Source organism: Flavisolibacter ginsenosidimutans, from assembly GCF_007970805.1.
GTDB classification, from domain to species: Bacteria; Bacteroidota; Bacteroidia; order Chitinophagales; family Chitinophagaceae; genus Flavisolibacter; species Flavisolibacter ginsenosidimutans.
On sequence record NZ_CP042433.1, the window covers coordinates 2285865 to 2303880 of the forward strand.

At 48.3% G+C, this 18016-nt stretch carries 13 protein-coding genes; 8 read left to right on the forward strand and 5 right to left on the reverse strand.

Annotation, left to right across the window (positions count from 1 at the left end; translation table 11 throughout):
• Nucleotides 1–18: 18 nt before the first annotated feature.
• Together FSB75_RS09420 and FSB75_RS09425 are read right to left on the reverse strand one after the other, a co-directional pair.
• Nucleotides 19–1599, reverse strand: coding sequence for a RagB/SusD family nutrient uptake outer membrane protein (locus FSB75_RS09420; RefSeq protein ID WP_146786133.1), 1581 nt, complete (start codon nucleotides 1597–1599; stop codon nucleotides 19–21).
• Nucleotides 1600–1617: 18 nt separating this feature from the next.
• A complete protein-coding gene (locus tag FSB75_RS09425; protein WP_227990881.1) occupies nucleotides 1618–4761 on the reverse strand; it encodes a SusC/RagA family TonB-linked outer membrane protein in 3144 nt (1047 codons plus the stop codon).
• A 370-nt stretch (nucleotides 4762–5131) separates the two neighbouring features.
• Here FSB75_RS09425 and FSB75_RS09430 point away from each other — a divergent pair, with 370 nt between their 5' ends.
• Both FSB75_RS09430 and FSB75_RS09435 read left to right on the forward strand, forming a co-directional pair.
• Nucleotides 5132–8311: a ligand-binding sensor domain-containing protein gene (locus FSB75_RS09430; RefSeq protein WP_146786136.1), complete on the forward strand. Its 3180-nt coding sequence runs from the start codon at nucleotides 5132–5134 to the stop codon at nucleotides 8309–8311.
• Nucleotides 8308–9093 (forward strand): response regulator transcription factor, encoded by a 786-nt coding sequence (locus FSB75_RS09435; RefSeq protein WP_146786139.1) that lies wholly within the window; start codon nucleotides 8308–8310, stop codon nucleotides 9091–9093. The genes FSB75_RS09430 and FSB75_RS09435 overlap by 4 nt, the downstream gene beginning before the upstream one ends.
• A gap of 151 nt (nucleotides 9094–9244) precedes the next feature.
• Here the strand turns inward: FSB75_RS09435 and FSB75_RS09440 are convergent, their stop codons facing one another.
• Nucleotides 9245–9622: a nuclear transport factor 2 family protein gene (locus tag FSB75_RS09440; RefSeq protein WP_146786143.1), complete on the reverse strand. Its 378-nt coding sequence runs from the start codon at nucleotides 9620–9622 to the stop codon at nucleotides 9245–9247.
• 30 nt (nucleotides 9623–9652) lie between these two features.
• A complete protein-coding gene (locus tag FSB75_RS09445) occupies nucleotides 9653–9859 on the reverse strand; it encodes a hypothetical protein (protein WP_146786146.1) in 207 nt (68 codons plus the stop codon).
• Here FSB75_RS09445 and FSB75_RS09450 point away from each other — a divergent pair.
• Nucleotides 9852–10697: a diacylglycerol/lipid kinase family protein gene (locus FSB75_RS09450; protein WP_146786149.1), complete on the forward strand. Its 846-nt coding sequence runs from the start codon at nucleotides 9852–9854 to the stop codon at nucleotides 10695–10697. The genes FSB75_RS09445 and FSB75_RS09450 overlap by 8 nt on opposite strands.
• On the opposite strand, the gene FSB75_RS09455 is transcribed toward FSB75_RS09450, so the two are convergent.
• Entirely contained in the window at nucleotides 10668–11435 is a 768-nt protein-coding gene (locus FSB75_RS09455) for a rhomboid family intramembrane serine protease (protein ID WP_146786152.1), read from the reverse strand. The two genes, FSB75_RS09450 and FSB75_RS09455, sit on opposite strands and share 30 nt — an antisense overlap.
• A 237-nt stretch (nucleotides 11436–11672) precedes the next feature.
• Between FSB75_RS09455 and FSB75_RS09460 the strand changes: the two genes are divergently transcribed.
• The 5 genes from FSB75_RS09460 (at nucleotide 11673) to FSB75_RS09480 (ending at nucleotide 17998) form a co-directional block, all read left to right on the forward strand.
• Nucleotides 11673–12368, forward strand: coding sequence for a ClpP family protease (locus FSB75_RS09460; protein ID WP_146786154.1), 696 nt, complete (start codon nucleotides 11673–11675; stop codon nucleotides 12366–12368).
• Nucleotides 12369–12492: 124 nt separating this feature from the next.
• Nucleotides 12493–13161: a ClpP family protease gene (locus tag FSB75_RS09465; RefSeq protein WP_227990882.1), complete on the forward strand. Its 669-nt coding sequence runs from the start codon at nucleotides 12493–12495 to the stop codon at nucleotides 13159–13161.
• A 368-nt stretch (nucleotides 13162–13529) separates the two neighbouring features.
• Nucleotides 13530–14774, forward strand: a complete 1245-nt coding sequence (gene clpX, locus FSB75_RS09470; RefSeq protein ID WP_146786156.1) for an ATP-dependent Clp protease ATP-binding subunit ClpX — start codon at nucleotides 13530–13532, stop codon at nucleotides 14772–14774.
• A gap of 89 nt (nucleotides 14775–14863) precedes the next feature.
• Nucleotides 14864–15046 carry a hypothetical protein gene (locus FSB75_RS09475; protein WP_146786159.1) on the forward strand — a complete coding sequence of 61 codons (183 nt, stop codon included), beginning with the start codon at nucleotides 14864–14866 and terminating at the stop codon, nucleotides 15044–15046.
• 390 nt (nucleotides 15047–15436) lie between these two features.
• Nucleotides 15437–17998: an FG-GAP-like repeat-containing protein gene (locus FSB75_RS09480; RefSeq protein WP_146786161.1), complete on the forward strand. Its 2562-nt coding sequence runs from the start codon at nucleotides 15437–15439 to the stop codon at nucleotides 17996–17998.
• Nucleotides 17999–18016 lie beyond the last annotated feature (18 nt).

Sequence of the window (18016 nt, forward strand, 5' to 3'; positions counted from 1 at the left end):
ACACAGCACCTGGTGAAATCAATAACCCGGATTTTGTTTCAGGTTCGGGTTGTTGTCCAAATCAAATTGCGGGATGGGCAACACTTCATTTTTGCCTGTTTTGAAATTGACAAAGGCCGGATCTTTCGATGAAAGCGATGCGCTTAAATCGCCCCAGCGAATCAGGTCTTCCCAGCGATGGCCTTCGCCCGAAAGCTCGGTGATGCGCTCGTGTTTTAACTGCGTTAAAAAAGCTTGTTGGCTCAAGCCCGGCATAGCTGCTGTCAGCGTTTTCAAACCCGCACGCACTCTTACTTTGTCAACGAAAGTATAGGCCTGCGTCGTTTGCCCCAATGCGTTCAACGCTTCCGCATACAGCAGCAACACATCCGCATAACGCAGGTAACGGTAGTTGTTGCCGGAGTGAAAGACTTCACCGTTCATCGTCGCATCGTCTAAAAATTTGCGCCAGTAAACGGTACGATTGGTAGCCACGGCGATGGGGTCGTTCAAATCGTTTGAATAAGCACGTGAGGTCCATGTTTGTCCGTAAACCAAAGTAAAGTTCGGGCCGCGTACGTCGGTTGAATCATACAGGAAAGTTGCAGCTACACGCGGGTCGCGTTGACCGTTTGTTTGGCTCTCCTTTAAAAACTCCCACACGACCCAACGAAAAGCCTGCCCGTCGGTAAAGCCAATGGGACGCGGTGCAAAGAAGGGCGGAATGGACGTGCCGTAATTCAATTTGTCGGGTGTGTGGTTTGGATCGCCGTCGCCGGCATCGTTGTCAAAGGCATCAATCGGATTGGCCGCGTTTTGAAACTCAAATACCGACTCGGAATTGTTTTCCGTTGTTTCAATGAAGTTGTCGCGGTAATTGGCTACGAGGTTGTAGTTACTTGCACCCGGGCCTTCTGCCAACCATTGCAAGGCATCCTTCGCTTGTTGCCATTTGCGTTGCTGCATGTACACCTTGCCCAGCATGGCATAAGCTGCGCCTTTTGTTGCACGGCCCTTGTTGCTCGCATCATAAGTTGCTGGCAAAGCCGTTGTTGCATCGGTAAAGTCCTGCGCAGCCTGTGCGTAAACTCCGTCTTGCGGTGTGGTGGACGGATAATACTCACTTGGTTTAGGTACGTGCAATATCACGGGCACATTGCCGTAATGCAAGGCCAGCGTATAATAAAAAAGTCCGCGCATAAACTTTGCTTCACCCAGCAATTGTTGCTTTTGCGTGTTGTCCATGTTGATGGCCGGCACGTTGTCCAAAACCTGGTTGCAACGGTTGATGCCGGTGTAGCAATCGTACCACAAACTTGTAATCAAGCCATCGTTGTAATTCTCGTAGTTGAACAGGTCGTAGTAATTGCGAATCCACGGCGCGGGACTGGTACTGAAGCCTTCATCAGCACGTATGATGGTAAGAAAGTGCATCCACCGGCTAAGGCCTGCGCGGTGATACGTGCTGTAAATGGCGTTCACACCCAGTTGCGCATCATTGGCCGTTTGCCAAAACTGTTGCGTGGTGGGTTGGTTGGGATTGGCAATGTTCAATTCACTCTTTTTGCAGCTCATTGCCCACAAAGCCACCGTGATTATGATGAAGTATGTCTTTTTCATTTCGTCAATTGTTTGCGTTTAAAAATCAGCCTGAATGCCGAAAGAAAGAATGCGGCTTGAGGGCCAATTGCCTGCGTCAAAGCCACGCGAAATAACACCGGTTCCCTGCACATCCGGATCAAGTCCTTTGTACTTGGTGAAGGTGGCGATGTTTTGTCCGCTCACGTACACGCGTGCACTGGAGAAATTAAAACGGTTTAAAAACGTCTTCGGCAACGCAAAGGCAATTTCTACGTTGCGAATGCGCAGGTAAGAACCGCTCTCCAGCCAGCGGTCGGTTTGCGCCATGTTGTTAAAGGAAACTGTTGGATCACTTGCCTGGTCAACGGCAAGACGCGGGTCGGTACCGTTCGGATTAGCTGGCGACCAGGGATTAATGTCCTTGCGGAAATTATTCACCTGGTACGCATCAAGGTTGCGGCGAATGTCGTTGTAAATTTTGTTGCCGAAGACGCCCACCAATTGCAGGTTAAAACTAAACTGCTTGTACGATGCGTTAAACTGTGCGCCAGTTTGCAAATTGGGCCAGGGCGAACCGGCGTACTGACGGTCATTGTTGTTGATTTGTCCATCACCGTTTGCGTCAACGTAACGTACGTCGCCGGGTTTGGCGTTTGGTTGAACTTTTTGCCCGCTCTTGCTCACGTAAGAATCAATTTCCTGTTGGCTTTTAAAAATGCCGGCCGTTTTTATCACGTACCACTCGCCAATAGAGTGGCCCACTTGCGCCCGGATAAAGTTTGTGGATTCAATGTAATCAACGGCGTTGCCGCTGGCATCTTTTCCTCTTTCACCTACACCAAGAACGCGGTTTTTAATGGTCGTGAAATTGGCCGACACGTCCCAACGCCAGGGCGAGGAACTGGTTGGCCGGCTACGGTACGTAGCACTGAATTCAACACCCGTGTTGCGCATTGAGGCCGTGTTGGTGGCAACCGTTCCGCTAAAGCCCAAGTAAGGCGGGGGCGTTAAGAACACGAGCAGGTCTTTCGATAAAGCATTGTACACATCGAAGGACACGGTTAAGCGATTGTTTAAAACGTTTGCGTCAAAGCCGGCATTCTTCTGCGTTCTTTCTTCCCAACGTAAATCAGGATTGGTTAACTGCGATTGATAAGCGCCGGCAAACACGCCCTGGCTGATGCCGTAAACAGCCCGTGGGAAAACATTAATGACGGAGAAATAATCCCAGGAACCCAACACATCGCTAAAGCCAAGCTTACCGTAAGATGCACGCAGTTTCAAATCATTGATCCAGTTTACGTGAAAGAACTTTTCACGGTTAATACGCCAAGCCGCGGCCACTGATGGAAAGCGGCCTGTTTGAAAGTTGGGGCCGAAGCGTGAGTCCTGGTCAATGCGGCCCGTCAGCGTCAGCAAATAACGATCATCGTAGGTGTAATTAATGCGTCCGAGATAACCGTGCGAACGCCAAAAGACCGGCGTGCCTCCCGCTGCCGAAAGTGCGCCTGTGGCAGAGCCGATGGTTGTGAACAAAGTACCGTTTGCGTTTACAAGGTTTACCCTGCCGCCGCTTGTCACTTCACGCTTTTGTTCGGTGCGGGAGAAGCCTACTACGGCACTGATGGCATGGCGGCCAAAGTTGCGGTTGAAGTTCAAGGTATGTTCTAGCAACAAGTTTGTAAAGCGTTGGCGGCTTTCGTTAATGCTTGTATTCGGCGGTTGATTGGCATAGCGCCAAATGCCCGTGTCGCGAATTTCTTTGTACGTATCAAAGCTTACTTCCGCACCCGCGTTAAAGCGATACGTCAGGCCGTTAACGATGCGTACGTCAACGTAAGCGTTGCCCAGGAGTTTTGCAAAGTTGTAGGTCTGTCTGTCCAACGCAGCATTAGCAATGTAGTTGCTTGCATAGGACGGAACGTCCGACGTGCCCATGCCCCATGCGCCGGGATTGGCGGGAATACCTGCATACTGCGAACCTTTCACCGCAACAATGGGCAAAGACAAAGGCGCCTCATAAAAAGCATTCAACCCACCGCCCGGGTTTTTGCCGTTGCTGTTGCTCAGCACCATGTTCTCACCAAAGGTGATGCGCCCTTTGCGTGCTTCCGAATTGATACGAAAAGAAGCCCGTTCAAAATCATTGGCGATCAAGATGCCTTTGTTTTTGTAATAACCCGCCGACACCAGAATATTAGCCGTTTGCGAACCGCCCGAAAGACCGACGTTGTAGTCCTGCACAGCACCGGTGCGATAGACTTCGTTTTGCCAATTGGTATTAATGGTATTGTTGGTCAATTGCGCGGCAATGCCTGTGGGCAGCGTTACGCCTGAATTTTGAAACTCCTGCTGCACCGTTTTTAAATATTGCGGCGCATCCATCACGTTCCATTTTTTGGGCAATTGCTGAATGCCGTAACGTGCCGAAAAAGTTACCCGCGACGGACCTTCTCGTCCTTTTTTTGTGGTAATGATGATGACGCCGTTGCCCGCACGGGAACCGTAAATGGCGGCAGCCGAAGCGTCTTTCAAAACCTGTATCGTGGCTACGTCGTCGGGATTGATAGTCGTGTTGGCATCGGCCAGCATTCCGTCAATCACATACAAAGGCGAGGTGCTGCTGAAGTTGGAAACGCCTCTTATTTCAATCGTCGAATTTGCACCCGGCGCACCGCCGTTGCGCACCGTTACACCCGGCACGGTGCCTTGTATGGCTTCGCCTACAGACTGTGATGTAATGCGGCTCACGTTGTTCATGTTCACTACGCCGGTAGCACCCGTTAAGTCTTTTCTGCGTACGGTTTGATAGCCGATGACAACGACTTCGTTTAGTGCGGCGGCATTGCTTTGAAGCGTTGCGTTCACCGTGTTGCCAGCGCCTACGGTGGCTTCCTGTATGTTCACGCCTACGCCGCTAAACACAAGCGTAGAACCGGTAGCCGCGTTAATGGAAAAATTGCCGTTGGCGTCCGTAGAAGTTCCCGTCGTTGTGCCTTTCACTGTAACCGAGATACCCGCCAAAGGTTGGTTATCGGCCGAGGTAACGCGGCCTGTAACGGTGCGCTGTTGCGCAAAGCAGGCCAGTGCCGTGAAAAGCGCAAACAGGAAAAAAAGAAAAATAATCTTGAGTTTGAAACCCATGCTTTCATCTGAAGAAAGCTTTTTCGTTTTTCGTAAAGAGCGGTCCATAGCAGTCATGATAAAATGTTATAGAAAAAGAAGTGAATGAAAAAAAGGCGGTTGTACCGTATGCGCTTACGGTGGAAGAACAAAACCGCAGCGGAAAAAGATCGCTGAAAAATAAAAGGATCGGCAAACAGCGACAGGCGAGCAATCTTTATTTGTTTTCTCTTCTTCAAGCAGTGCAATCGTTTTTGAAACAGCGCAAAAAATTCGCGCCGATTCCGATATAAAATTGAGCGGAAATTTTTACGCTGCCGGTTTCATTCGTCTCAAAGTTTTATCAATCCGTCTCAAAGTTTCCCGCAACTCATCCGTTGCTTTTACAAGCACGACGCAAGCCGTCACAAAATCCTTACCTTGTTTTACCAACCGAAAAACAGCAACGGTGAGACGAACCACGATTGCCATACTTCTCTTTCTTTTTGCACAAACATCGCAAGCACAAAACGATTATTATTTCCGTCATTACCAGGTAGAGAATGGACTTTCTCACAATACCGTTATGTGCAGCGTTCAGGACGAGCAGGGTTTTTTATGGCTGGGAACAAAGGATGGTTTAAACCGCTTTGACGGCACCTCGTTCAAAGTTTTCCGGCACGACGAAGACGACAGCACCACCATCGGCAACGATTACGTTCGCTATTTGTACAAAGACCCTTCGGGGCGATTGTTTGCGGGCACGCAACGCGGCCTTTATCAATACCATTCACGCACCGAAAGCTTTACGCACATTCCTTCGTCAGGCACAAAAACCATCAAAGAAGTGCTGAGCGATGGCCGCGGCAAACTTTGGTACATCGCCGAAGGCACGTTGGTTCAGCGAGATGAAAAGAAAAGAACAACGCGTTTTTTTTCTGTTGATAAATATTTCAGTGCAACCTCTATGTGCCTGACAAGAGACGGAAAATTTTGGGTGGCAACCTCTGACGGATTGCTCAAAAAATACAACGCAGCGATGGACGGTTTTGTTACGTACAACGTTTTTGCAAACAAAGCCGTGACTACGCAATGGATTGAAAAAATTTACGCAACAAGCGACGGAAAAATTTTGATTGGAACGGCGGCTTACGGCGTGCTTGCGTTTGACGTTGCGACGGCTTCTTTTGCATCCGTCACCAGCCAAAACAGCGACGGCACAGGGATATTTGTGCGGGATATGCTGGCTTACGGTCCGCACGAATACTGGTTTGCCACCGAGTCGGGGCTTTTTGTTTACAACGAGACGGCGCACAAGGTCATCAATCTCAAGAAAAATTATCACAACCCTTATGCTTTGTCCGACAATGCGGTTTACACCTTGTGCAAAGACAAGGAAGGCGGCTTGTGGGCCGGAACATTTTTTGGCGGCGTAAATTATTACGCACCGCAGCTTTCGCATTTTAAAAAATATTTTCCCGATTACAGTGAGCAAACCATCAGCGGCAATGCCGTTCGCGAAATTGTAAAAGACAAATACAACAATCTTTGGATAGGCACTGAAGACGCAGGCCTGAACAAACTTTCACCGAACGGAAATCTCACGCATTTCATGCCTGCCGGCCGTCAAAACAGTTTGGCTTATTACAACGTTCACGGGCTACTTGCCGTGGGCGACGAATTGTGGATCGGGACGTTTGAACACGGCCTTGACGTGCTCAACATTCCGTCGGGAAACGTGGTACGGCATTACAACGCAGGCAACGGAGCAGGCGATTTAAAAAGCAATTTTGTTTTCTCGCTTTGCCAAACGAAAAGCGGCGAGATATTGATTGGTACCACCGCCGGTGTCTTCCGCTACAACAAGATGGCAAACAACTTTTCTCCCGTTACCCTTTTGAGCGGTTACACCTACGACATTCTGGAAGACCACAACGGCGTTTGGTGGAGCGCCACCATTGCCGAAGGCATCAAATTTTTTGACCCGAAAACAAGACGAAGCGGTTCTTTTCAATACGATCCAAAAAACAAAGCCAGCATCGGCAACAACATGGTGAACACTCTGTTTGAAGACAGCCGGGAAAACCTTTGGATTGGAACGGAAGGCGGCGGCGTGTCGAGGCTTTCCGCCGACAGAAAAAGGCTCAAACGTTTTACAACAAAGAACGGTCTGCCGAGCAATTTTGTGTTTAAAATTCTGGAAGACGATCAGCGGCAACTTTGGATCACCACGTCGCAAGGCCTGGTACAATTGAATCCCGAAACGGAAGCCACAAAAATCTTTACTTCAGCCAACGGTTTGCTGAATGATCAGTTCAATTATAACTCCGGCCACAAAGACGAAACAGGCCGTTTGTTTTTTGGCAGCGTAAAAGGCATGATCAGTTTCATGCCTTCGGAATTAACGGTGGACAGGTTTGTGCCGCTGGTTGTTTTTACCGGCTTTCAGGTGAACAACAAAGAAGCCGTTATCGGTGAGAAAAACACCTTGCAGCAATCCATCGTTTACACAAATACCATCGGGCTTTCGCACGACCAATCTTCGTTCAGCATTGACTTTGCCGCGTTGAGTTTTGCGGCGCCGCAAATGAACCATTACGCATACAAAATGGACGGCGTAAACACGGGTTGGACTTATCTGGAAAAAAACCGTAAAGTTTATTTCACCGATCTGTCGCCGGGCAAGTACACTTTTCGTGTGAAGAGTGCCAACAGCAGCGGCGTGTGGAGCCCCAAAGAAACCACGCTTTCGATAACCGTTTTGCCGCCGTGGTGGAAATCGTCGCCGGCTTACGTCTTCTATATTTTACTAACCGTCTGCCTTGCTTTTCTTGGCATAGGTTACTATCACCGTCGCGTGAAAGAAGAGAACGAACAAAAATTGGCCCGTCTGCATTACCAAAAAGAAAAAGAATTGTATGAAGCCAAGATGGGCTTCTTTACCAACCTGGCACACGAAATCAAAACGCCGCTTACGCTCATCAAAGCGCCACTGGAACGGGTGATACAAAAAACCGAAGACCGTCAGGACATTAAAAACAGTTTGGCCATCATGGAACGAAACACCGAAAGGCTGATTGATTTAACCAACCAGTTGCTCGACTACCGTCAAACCGAAGCCGGCGGCTTTACGCTAACCTTTACCGAAGTGAACGTTTCGGGCCTGCTGGAAGAAATCTTTGGAAGCTTTAAACCACTTGCCGAACAAAAGAATTTGCACTACAGCCTGCACCTGCCCGCAAAAACGCTGGTGAGTTATGCCGACAGCGATGCCCTGACAAAAATCATCACCAACCTTTTGAGCAATGCCGTCAAATACGCCGGCGAAAAAGTAGCGGTGAAACTGGTGCACGAAAGCGAAAATTTTTTTATTGAAATTGCCAACGACGGACATTTAATTCCTGCCGACATGCGGGAGAAAATATTTGAGCCCTTTGTTCGGTTGCTGAAAAACGAAAAACAAAAAGGCACCGGCATCGGGCTTGCGCTGGTGCGTTCGTTAACCGAATTGCACGGCGGCACCGTTTCCGTAAAAGACCACGCGTTGCTGAATATTTTTGTGCTGGCACTGCCCGTTCGCAACGAAGGAATTGCGCAGAAAGGCATCACCCTTGTTCACCAAAACACAATTGTGAAAAGCCGTTCATGAACCAAGCCACCAAACCCGTTGTGCTGCTGATAGACGACAACGAAGAAATCCTTGAGTTTTTAGATGAAGAACTGAGCGAAAAATATACGCTGCTTAAAGCCGCCAGCGCCGAAGCCGCCTTCCCCTTGCTGAAAGAAGAAAGCGTTCAATTAATCGTGAGCGATGTGATGATGCCCGGCATGGACGGCTTTGAACTGTGCCGGCTCATTAAATCCGACGTAGAGTTTTCGCACATTCCGCTCATTCTGCTTACCGCAAAAAACACCTTGCAATCAAAAATTGAAGGCCTGGAAATTGGCGCCGATGCCTACATTGAGAAACCGTTTTCGCCGGCATATTTGCAGGCGCAAATTTCTACCTTGCTGATGAACCGCAGCAAGCTGCGCGACTACTTTGCGCAGTCGCCGCTGGTACACCTGAAAAGCATGGCCCATTCCCGCGCCGACGAACAGTTTTTGGAAGAACTGCACGTCGCTATAGTGGCGCACATGGCCGACGAAGACCTGGACGTAGAGAAGCTGGCGCAACACATGGCGGTAAGCCGGCCCACGCTTTACCGAAAGATAAAAGCGGTTTCCAACATGACGCCGAACGAACTGATTCATCTTACGCGGCTGAAAAAAGCCGCCGAGCTTTTGGCTGCGGGCACGCACAAAATGTATGCGATAACGGAGTTGGTCGGCTATTCATCGCAAACGGCTTTTACCCGCAGCTTTTCAAAACAGTTCGGCATGACGCCATCGGAATACCAAAAGCGTGAGAAGGAGAAAAGTGAGAAGTGAAACGTAAAACTGTACAACCACTCAATCATGATCTTCATAACCATAACGGGAACATAAATCGTTCATCGCAGTAAACGAAACAGCCTATCGTTGGATAGGCTGTAACAAAAACGTTTGTTCGGTTTCACGTCTTAGGAATTCCGCGTCTCACTTAAAAGAAGAATTGCTCTTTCACAATTTTGCCGTTCTTTACTTCGTACACGGCTACTTCGTCCATTTTCATGCGTTCGGGACTACCCTTCATCGTGCATTCCATCCCCATTGCAACGCTGAAAAAATTTCCACCAATTACCGGCTCGCTGCACCAGCCGCCGTGCATTTCTTCAATCATGGCGTTAAAATCCTCGCCCTTTTTTTTAATGGCGGCAATGCCTTCTGCATTGGGCAGGTTTCCGCCCGTTGGCTCAATGCTTACAACATCCGGTGAAAAGAGTTCTTCCTGAATGACATCAAAGCGTCCTTCTTTGGCTAATTCATTAAAGCGGGCCGCAACTTCCTGCGTTGTCAATACAATTTCTTGTGTGGTCATGGCTTCTATTTTTTAGGTGAAAAGAGACAATCAAGTTAGCGGTTTTTTGAATCGGGGAAAATGATTTTTTATGAACGCAAAGGAGACGCGCCAAAGCTCTCGCACGGCCAGCGGCAGAAACAAAGTTTCGCCAAATTGAAGAACATTAACCATGAAAGCTTTGCCTTTGTCGAAAGAGAACGGCGTACATCTTGCTTCTTGATTAGTTTCGTATTTTTCAAAGGCCGCAATGATCATTTCCCGCAACGTTGCACTCGTCATCAACCCGTTTCACCAAAAGGCTCTGGCCGTTGGCGACGAAATCATTGCGCTGCTGCAAGAAAAGAAAATTGAACACACAGCCTTCACCCTAACGTGGCCTGAAAACTGGATCGATTTTACCGAAGCCTGGGTTGTGGGCGGCAACGGCACGTTGAATTATTTCATTAATCATTATCCGCAGTTCGATTTGCCGATAGCGATTTTTAAAGGCGGAACGGGTAACAGTTTTCAATGGCTCCTCTATGGCGATCTTTCGGTGGCCGAACAGGTCGAACACGTTCTGCAAGCACTATCCAAACCCGTTGACGCCGGCTATTGTAATAACCATCTTTTTTTAAACGGCGTTGGCATTGGCTTCGACGGCAAGGTGGTGCAGGATCTTTTGGGGAAAGACAAATGGAACGGCAAGATTTCTTATTATGCCGTGGTGTTGCGAAACATCTTTTTCTTTAAAAAATTTCTTTGTACGGTCAGCAGTGAAACCTTTAACTGGGGCAAAAAATGCCTGATGATTTCCGTAGCCAACGGGCGGCGTTACGGCGGTGGCTTTCAACTCAATCCAGAAGGCCTGATAAACGACCGGCAACTGGACGTTTACATCATCGGCCACGTATCGCGACTTATGCGTTTACGTTACCTGCCCCTGATCGAAAAGGGCAAACACGCCAATCTTCCATTCGTAACGTATCTGAAAACCGGCAGCGTTCACGTAAAAGCCGATGGCATTGTTCCGGCGCACGTGGACGGCGAATATTTTGACGCTTCCGAATTTGCAATTGAATGTTTACCAGCGCGGTTTTCTTTCCTGTATTAGCTGCACTTTTCTCTTCTTCGCAAAAATCTTTACCAAAACAAACCCCGCAATAAATCCGCCGATGTGTGCGGCATAGGCCACGCCGCCGGCTTCCTCGCCGCCCAACATACCGGCACCGTTGATAAGCTGAAAAACAAACCAAATGCCCACAACAATAACGGCGGGTATGCCAACGATGAAAAAGAAAATCCATACGCGAACGGTACGCCGCGGAAACAACAAAAGATAACCGCCCATAACGCCGGAGATGGCGCCTGACGCACCAAGGCTTGGAATGAAAATACTTTGACTTGTATAAGCCGATATCAGTACGTGACTCAGCCCGGCCAGTACACCGCAAAGCAGGTAAAAGAAAAAATAAGCCTTATGCCCCATGCTGTCTTCAATGTTGTCGCCGAAGATGCCAAGAAAGAGCATGTTGCCCGCAAGATGCGCCAGGCCGCCGTGCATGAACATTGATGTGAACAACGTTAGATAAACCGGAATGTTTGTGGGCTGCAAACCCGGCACGGTAAATACTTGTCCGGTCACGGCATCCTGAAACACTTTTGCTTCTGTAACGCAATCGCGGCCGGTTAAAATTTCGGCGGGCACAGTGCTGTAACCATAGGTGAACACATCGTTGCGTCCAAAGCCCTGCAAAAACACAAAGACAAGAATATTGAGGATGATAAAAAGATAGTTGACATAAGGCGTCGTTTGCCTGTCGCGGTTATCATCGCCGATGGGAATGAACATGCGTTTTTTAGAAACGTTGCAAACGGTGTTCCCTGATTGGTTTTTGGTTTCGTGCTACGGTAAAAGCCTTTTGCCTTTATATCTTTCGCAAAAAAGTTAGGCTGGTGAGAAATAAGTCTCTACACTCATCACGTCAACCACAAACCTCCTTCCTGCCCTTTTGTCCGCCTTTTTTGCTAAGCACGGTATTTGTAAGTCCATCTTCCATTAATTTGCAAAAACCTAATTCAGACGAACATGAGTTTACCATCGGAATTTGAAAAATACGCTGTAAAGCACAGAGGCCTTTCGAGCAACACACTGGACAGTTACAACAAATATCTTGTTACCGCCCTCACACCAAACATTATTGAAGAACGTCCCATGAACGTAGCGGTAATGGACGTTTACAGCCGCCTGATGATGGACCGCATCATCTTCCTCGGCTATCCCATCAGCGATGAAGTGGCCAACATCATCACCGCACAATTGCTTTTCCTTGATTCTACTGATAGAACAAGAGACATCAACATGTACATTAATTCGCCTGGCGGATCGGTGTACGCAGGTTTAGGTGTTTACGATACCATGCAATACGTAAGTCCCGATGTAGCCACAATCTGCATCGGCATGGCTGCATCAATGGGCAGCGTTCTTTTGGCAGCCGGCACCAAGGGCAAGCGGGCCGCATTAAAACACGCAAGAGTAATGATGCACCAGCCCAGCGGCGCCATTGGCGGACAAGCCACCGACATTGAAGTCACCGTAAAAGAAATCCGCAAACTGAAGCGTGAGTTATACGACATTGTCGTTAACCACTCTACCCAAACTTATGAAAGAGTAGAAGCCGATTTCGACCGCGACTACTGGATGACGGCAATGGAAGCAAAAGAATATGGTTTGGTTGATGAAGTTTTATTGACCAATCCCCGCAAAGAGAAAAAAGACAAGTAAGCAATCAGACGTCAGCAGTCAGAAATCAGAAGAGGCTTTACTCACCCAGACTCGTTTTGAATTTTGGCTTTTGAATTTTGAATCTTGACATTACAAAAATATTCACCTCTAAAGAAATTATACGATGAGTTTTCAGGAACGATTGATGAATCCCTACTTCAGCAGAATGAGTCCCGAACCCGGCACACCCGGCGAACCCGAACCTGACGAGGAAGAAAAAGAAGAGCGGGCTGAAGTGGACACCCGCATGTTGTACAAGCGGATGGAAAAACATTTTTACGACACCCGCAGCATCTACCTCTGGGGCGTGGTAGATGATAAGTCCGCGAAAGACGTGGTGACAAAACTTTTGCTTCTTGAAGCCGATGCGCCCGGCAAGGAAATTAAATTCTACATCAGCAGTCCGGGTGGTTCTGTTACCAGTGGTATGGTCATTTACGACATGATGAAATTGATTTCATCACCCGTGAGCACCATTTGCATGGGGCTTGCCGCATCAATGGGAAGCATCCTTTTAAGCGCCGGTGAAAAAGGCAAACGCTTCATCTTTCCGCACGGCGAAGTAATGATTCACCAGCCTTCGCTTGGCGGACACATTCAAGGTGTAAGCGCCGACATGGAAATTCACGCCGAACAGATTCTACGGACAAAACTGATGGGCGCACAAATTCTGGCGGAGAATACCGGCCAAACACTCGAGCGCATCAAAAAAGATTTTGAACGAGACTATTGGATGGACGCAGAAAAAAGCATCGAGTACGGCATTGTTGACAAGATCATTAACAAGCTGTAAATCCCCTGTAAACCCTGTCCCTAAAGGGAACTTAGGTGGAACAAACTTTACGAAAAAAGGCAGCCTTTAACGCTGCCTTTTTTATATGCCAGGAGCTTATTTATCCCTTGAACAATTGGAACCACGCGGCACAAAGCCACGGAGGTGTAGGGAAAGACTCTCTGTAGCAGAAAACTACCGGCTGTTGTAAAAATTAAAGCAAGGAAAGTATCATCAGCCTAAGTTCTCCCTTTAGCGAGACAGAGGGTTGCTAAGATTCCCATAAAACCTTTCCCGTTTTTCCAGCCGCCCAAAATGAATTCTCTATTTTTGCCGCCGATGCAGCTTTTGGCGGCATTTTGGGTTCTATAACACTTGATTCAACCAACATGGCGAAAAACATCTTACACTGTTCGTTTTGTGGCCGTAGCCGGGATGAAGTAAAAATCCTGATTGCGGGGCAGGAAGGACATATTTGCGAAAACTGCGTGGACCATGCCCGTGAAATCATTGAACAGGAGCTGATGGTGCGGGAAGAAAAAACCACCCCTTCCACCTTTAAGCTAAGCGTTAAAAAACCGGTAGAAGTCAAAAAGTTCCTCGACGAATACGTGATCGGCCAGGACGAGGCGAAGAAAGTGATGGCCGTTGCCGTTTACAACCACTACAAACGACTCCAGTACAAAAACAATGACGCTCCCAAAGACGAAGTGGAGATTGAAAAGAGCAACATTATAATGGTGGGCGAAACCGGCACGGGCAAAACCCTGCTGGCCAAAACCATCGCCAAGCTTTTGAACGTTCCCTTTGCCATTGTGGACGCTACCGTATTTACCGAAGCCGGCTATGTGGGTGAAGACGTGGAAAGCATCTTAACCCGCTTGCTTCAGGTTTGCAATTATGACGTGGCCGCTGCCGAACGCGGCATCGTGTACATTGATGAAATTGACAAGATTGCCCGCAAAAGCGACAACCCTTCCATCACCCGCGACGTAAGCGGCGAAGGCGTGCAACAAGGCATGTTGAAGCTGTTAGAAGGCACGGATGTTTTGGTTCCACCGCAAGGCGGCCGCAAGCATCCCGAGCAAAAGCTCATTAAAATCAACACGCAAAATATTCTCTTCATCTGCGGAGGCGCCTTCGACGGCATTGACCGCGTGATTGCCCGCCGTGTGCAAACCAACACCATTGGCTTTAACGTGGACAAAACACAGCAGGAGAACATGAAGAAAAACCTCCTGCGTTATGTGAATGCACAAGACTTAAAAGCCTTTGGCCTGATTCCCGAATTGCTTGGCCGCCTGCCGGTGGTTACGCATCTTGATCCGTTGGACGCAAGCACGCTGAGAGCCATTCTTACCGAACCAAAAAATGCACTCATCAAGCAATACGTTCGCCTGTTTGAACTGGAAGGCATTCAGCTTACCATTGAAGATGACGTGCTTGATTTCATGGTAGAGAAGGCGCTGGAATACAAACTCGGTGCAAGAGGCCTGCGCAGCATTTGCGAAGGCATTTTAACCGATGCCATGTTTGAACTGCCTTCATCAAAAGAAAAATACTTCACGCTTGACCTCGAATACGCACAACGCAAATTCGACAAGAGCAAAATGAGCCTGCTTAAAGTAGCGTAAGCGAGGATTGATGACGGAAGACAGACAGTTTCATTCTCACGTCTGCAATCACATTCATAATTCATAACTCTTAACTCATAATTTTTCCAATGTTTGGACTGAACAAAGACAACGTAAGCGGCCAGGTAAACGAACTGGTAGAACGGTTGAAAACCGATGTAAACCTCACCGACGAACAAGCGCAAAAAGTAATGGAAACCATCCGCACTTTCGTCGTGGAAAAATACCCCATGCTTTCCGGCGCGGTGAACGGCATGTTTGGCGGCAAATAAGCCGGTGGCTTCGCATAATTTTTTGAACGCTGCATTTTTATTCTTCTCCTGTTCTGTTCCTGCAGCGACAAGAAAGAACGAAAGATGCAGCGTTCGTTTTATTGCTGGAAAAACGTTTCCGCTTTCACCAAAGAAGAAAACACTGCATGAACTTTTTTATCCCGCTCAAAAGGCGGCCTTTTTGCTTTTATTGGAGAGTTGATAAAATCGCTTTAATAATGACGCAGCGTTGAAGCCCAATTGAACGTAGTGAACTACCGAGGAAAAGCGAGGCATTCGTGCTTCGGTTGTTGGTGGGCTAAACAATTGGCCACGCCTCAACACCAACAACGGCAAAAAAAGAAAAAATATCTTTATTTTGTCCCCTTTGTAAGCATATTTTCCCTCACTATGAAACGTTTTATCGTCTTCTTTTTCGCTTTTTCTCTTCTTTGCACATTTCATTCATTCGCTCAACCAAAAATTACATCTTATTCTCCACAGGCCGGCGTGGTTGGAACAACTGTTACCATTCAAGGAAGCAACTTCAACCCGTTGCCGGCAAATAACATTGTTTGGTTCGGCGCTGTTCGTGCCACTGTACTTACTGCTTCTTCAACGTCATTATCTGTTGTTGTTCCCAAGGGTGCCAACCGCCAAGCCTTCACCGTCACCAATACGGTTACCGGTTTAACGGGTTTCGCCACCGACCCATTCAATGTAACTTTTCCGGGCGGGGATCCGTACTTCAGCACAAAAACCTTTGGCACGGCTGCCACATTTCCTGGTGCACCCGGTGCTGTATGGGTGGCCATCGGCGATTTGGATGCTGATGGCAAGCCGGATTTGGTCACCACAAGCGACTTGGGTGCAACCGCTTTCACGCTTGCTTTCCTGCGCAATACATCGGCTTTTGGCAAGCTAAGTTTCGCTCCCAAAACCGAACGGCTTATGCAAGGCCTTTCGGGCCGCAACATACTGCTGGCTGACCTTAACGGCGATGGCTTGCCTGAATTAGTTGCGGCCTGCGACGGAACCATTTACGTCCTAAAAAATACCAGCTCACCCGGCACTATCTCTTTTGCACCCCCTCTGGCTTATACAGCGCCACAGCGGAACGAGAGTTTGGATGTTGCCGATATGGACAATGATGGCAAGCCTGACATCATGTTTACAAACCAAGGAAAGGTTCAACTGCTGCATAACACCACCATAGCGGGTGCCCTGTCTTTTAACAATCCAGAAAATTTATCGACAGCGCCATTCGCAGCTACGGCAGGAGAGTATTTGAAGCTCTATGACTTCGACCGTGATGGCCGTACAGACATCGCTTTGCTCTCTTCACAAAATGATTCGTTGGTGTTTTTTCGCAACAACAGTTCGGCAGGAAATATTTTGTTTGATAACTCGACAAGATATTCTTTGGGAACAGGTTCACAAGGGGTTTCGCTGGCAGCAGGCGACCTTGATGGTGATGGGATAGCTGACCTGTCTGTTGCGTGCTATGGGACCGAGAGAATATCGAACTATCTGAATAAATCGGTGCAAGGCACCATAGCTTTTGAACCGGCAACCGGTGTGGCTTTCCTTTATCAAACACAACACGTAACCACCGGCGACATAAATGGCGATGGCAAACAGGATATAGCCGCTGACCGGGGGCACTCTGGTTCTTCTCGCACCGTTGCCGTGTTGGCAAACAAAAGCATTGGTTGCCGCCTGTCGTTTGACCCAATAAGTCCCTTTGTAGAAGTGAATGTGCAAACAAATGATCCCAATCTCTTGCTCTCTGATTTAACAGCCGATGGCAAGCCAGAGTTGATTACCACGCAATCGATTTCAGGATATGTTTTGGTGTACGAAAACAAAGTGGAGCAAACCTTTGCAGCTTGTGCAGGTGCGGCGTTGTCGTTGTCTTCGTCTCTTACAGGCAATACATACCAATGGCAGCAAAACAGCGGAAGTGGCTTTGTGCCCCTAAGCAACAACGCTGATGTAAGCGGCACACAAACAAGTGTGTTGCAATTGAGCCGGCTGCCACTTAATTGGAACGGTTATCTTTTCAGGGCTGTGGTTGACGGCGACACAAGCAATGTTTACAAAATAGCCGTTGCGGCGGTTTTGCAACCGGCTATTAAAACGGCTGCCTGTCCGTTGGGAGTCTGCGGTCCAAGCGGCCCGCTCTCGCTGTCGGCCGACGTTGAAAATATTGGTTCGACGGGTGCGGTGCGGTGGCAAGATAGCACAGGTTTGGCGGGATGGACGGACATTACCGGCGCTATCACCTCCCAGTTTTTATATACCGCTGCTAAATCGGGCAGTAAAATTCGCTGCCGGCTTACCAGCAGTTTGCCCTGTGCCTCGCAGGCTGTTGTTTACAGCGTTCCGTTTACTGTACAAAGTTTGTCGTCCGTAACACCAGGCGCCAACATTGTTGGCAACACGTTCGTCGTTCAGGGCCAAACAACCTCGCTCACAGCGCAAGTAATCAATGGCGGTGTAAACCCTTCTTATCAATGGCAGGACAGTTCATCCAGCACTGGATGGAAAAACATTATCAACGGCACATCCTCCACACTCATTTATACTGCCTTGCAATCGGGAACAAAAATCAGGTGCTTAGTTACAAGTGCGGCTTCTTGTGCGGTACCCAACGTTGCCATTAGCAACGTACTTACTTTAACGGTAAACACACCCACTGCGATAATTGCCGTTCAGCCCAACGACGCTCATCTTTTGGTTTTTCCAAACCCGGTCCGCAATCAACTTGTTATTGACAGTTTGAGGGCGGAATACAAATTCACATCGCTTCAGATTATTTCTGCCAGCGGACAGCTCATAATGCCATCGTATTCACTAACCGGACTTCAACGCCTTCAGCTCTCGGTGGCCACTTTGCCCGGAGGACCCTATTTACTGATGTTTCACTGTAAAAACGGCCGCGTTGTTTACCGGCAGTTTTTAAAACTCTGACAACTTTATTGATAACCT